Below are 1,884 nucleotides of genomic sequence, written 5' to 3' on the forward strand. Positions count from 1 at the left end.
TTTTCCATGGTCCAACAAACATCAAGGGGTAAAGGCGTCGATGTGTAAGCGGTGATGGCGGACCCTATTGATCCGGCCCTGAGAAGTTTTCAATGCGCAACGATGTTGCAGGTCGGCGGTCGAAGACTCCGACATGGGCCTGTGCCGCAACCAAAAATGTCGGACTCTGCGAGCACCGACCTACGAGATGACATTTCTCCATATTTCAAACTTCAGCGCCCCGAATCAATACTGAAACTCATGGCAGTCATGATTTCTTCAAAGTTATAAGTTTTCAAATGCGGCAGACTGTCGGTGCTAAAAGTTTCAATGAAGCCAAACACCATGCTCAATTTCACAACCATGTTCAGAGGCACAGACAGCCTCAATTGCTTGATGTACATCACCACGCGCAACGACAAGCTGCGGGCAGCCAATTACGGTGCCTGGAGGCAAGCCGCATGAGCGCAAACCTCTGTCATTCAATCGCTATCTGGCGGCTGATGGCTCAAGCCGCAGCGATGCCATTTCGCACAGCGAGTGTGGGTGTCAGACCGATTTCGTGTTTCGACCAAGTGTGAAGGGGATTTGATGGAGTATTTTTTCATCCTGCTCAAAATCATGTTTTCTCTGGCTGTGCTGAAGGTGGTGATTGACCATTTTCGCAAGCACCGGCAAGAGCGTGTAAATCGTGAGAGCACAGCGCCACTCCGCCCGGTAGCCCAACCGCTTGGCGCAGAAGCATTTGCAGACCCAGGCCGGAACTGGCAACAAAAACCGCCACCGCCACCCCCAAAAAAACCATGGTGGAGCGTTTACTGTCTCAGCCTAGGAATGCTGATTTTTGTCATGTCTTTTACGGTAGGCCGCTTCTGGTTTATCTATGGCAACCCACCGCCACAGAGCTTGGACGAATTGGCGATGCAGACGGTGGATGTGGTGGATTGGCACATCAACGGCTCCCGTCTGTATGTGCGACTGCCTTCTGGCGTGGTGCAACAGGTTGAGTTCCCCTCGCTTGACTTCAAAGGGCCTAGCCTGAACCTGGTGATCACATTGGAGGAGCAAAAAGCTTTGGTTGGTCAACGCTGCCAAATGTGGGGGCGACCTTTGCGCCGAGTCCTTGATGAGCGCTTTCAGGTCTTTGCTTTGAAGTGTGATCGAGGTGGGGGGGTGCCTTTTGCGGTGGCGAAAAAGCATTTCGAAATCACGTTTCAAGTTTTTTCAACATCAAGAGGCTGGCTGATTTTTCTGCCATTGATTATTGTTTTTTTCTTGGTGGAATTTTTCCAAAATAAACGACTCAACAAACAAGGCGGTCAATCATGAGTGCAGTCTATAACCCAGGTGTTTTCACAGTCATCACCAGCCAAGTGAACTTTGCGCAAAATGCGACCAATCCGTGGACAGGGGCATTCCGCCATTGATTCGCCCCAATGAAGTTTTCAATGCTCAACGATGTTGTAGGTCGGCGGTCGAAGACTCCGACAGGGGCCTGTGCCCAAACCCACCATGTCGGACTCTGAGAGTACCGACCTACAAGATGACATGTCTCACGCATTTCAAACTTCAGCGTGACGGCTCCATATGGATTCGGCCCCGTGAAGTTTGCAATGCGCAACGATGTTGTAGGTCGGCGGTCGAAGACTCCGACAGGGGCCTGTGCCCAAACCCACCATGTCGGACTCTGCGAGTACCGACCTACAAGATGACATGTCTCACTCATTTCATACTTCAGCGTGCCGGCTCCATAGAGGCTGGCGAAGTCATTGTTTCTTTTTCAGAAATCATCGCCAGCCAAGCTTCACGTCAACGTTGACCAAAAGATTTGGTCAAACCCACCATCACGCTGCGCGGCGCACCTGTGGCGTAGGTGTTTTGCGTGTTGGGTGTGTAAACGCCACT

At 51.4% G+C, this 1,884-nt stretch carries 1 protein-coding gene; it reads left to right on the top strand.

Annotated elements, in window-relative coordinates:
• Window positions 1-570: 570 nt before the first annotated feature.
• Complete coding sequence (locus tag H663_RS40795) at window positions 571-1,308, top strand: hypothetical protein (RefSeq protein ID WP_053176670.1); 738 nt, start codon at window positions 571-573, stop codon at window positions 1,306-1,308.
• The last annotated feature ends 576 nt before the right edge of the window (window positions 1,309-1,884 follow it).

It is taken from the genome of Limnohabitans planktonicus II-D5 (assembly GCF_001270065.2).
Lineage (GTDB): Bacteria > Pseudomonadota > Gammaproteobacteria > Burkholderiales > Burkholderiaceae_C > Limnohabitans_A > Limnohabitans_A planktonicus.